This window comes from Paenibacillus sp. E194 (genome assembly GCF_000935845.1).
In the GTDB taxonomy this organism is placed as follows: Bacteria; Bacillota; Bacilli; order Paenibacillales; family Paenibacillaceae; genus Paenibacillus_B; species Paenibacillus_B alvei_B.
In genome coordinates this window covers 1-630 of sequence record NZ_JMDX01000542.1, presented here as the reverse complement: position 1 = coordinate 630, position 630 = coordinate 1, and the positions used below count along the sequence as shown (strand labels likewise).

General features: G+C 50.6%; 1 protein-coding gene. It reads left to right on the top strand.

The genetic code is table 11. The annotated features are described in order from the left end of the window. Positions 1-126 precede the first annotated feature (126 nt). The coding region (locus AZ66_RS29460) for an ATP-grasp domain-containing protein (protein ID WP_044358228.1) at positions 127-630 on the top strand (504 nt) is incomplete at its 3' end.

Below are 630 nucleotides of genomic sequence, written 5' to 3'. Positions count from 1 at the left end.
CCCCAATTTCACGGACGCGCCGTGAGGTGTAGTAACAGGAGCTAACTCATTATGCTTCTGCCCTACAACCTCGGCTTCGAATCGGAATAAGCCCATGAGGCTAACGATCGGATAGGGGGATGCACGATGAATATTCATGAGTATCAAGGCAAAAGTGTATTGAAGCAATATGGCGTTGCTGTTCCAGAAGGGAAGGTTGCTTTTACGGTGGATGAAGCCGTCCAGGCAGCTGAAGAATTGGGCACTCCCATTGTTGTCGTCAAGGCGCAAATTCATGCAGGCGGCCGTGGTAAAGCGGGCGGAGTGAAGATAGCGAAGAGCTTAGATGACGTGCGTACATATGCGACGGAATTGCTTGGCAAAGTGCTCGTGACGCATCAAACAGGTCCGGAAGGCAAGGAAGTAAAGCGTCTGTTGATTGAACAGGGCTGCGACATTAAGAAGGAATATTACATTGGTGTAGTTGTTGATCGTGGTACAGGTCGCGTCGTGATGATGGCGTCTGAAGAAGGCGGCACGGAAATTGAAGAGGTTGCTGCAGCAACACCGGAGAAGATCGTGAAGGAAGTTATCGATCCTGCGGTCGGTCTGCAAGTCTTCCAAGCGCGCAAGCTCGCATATGCAATCAAT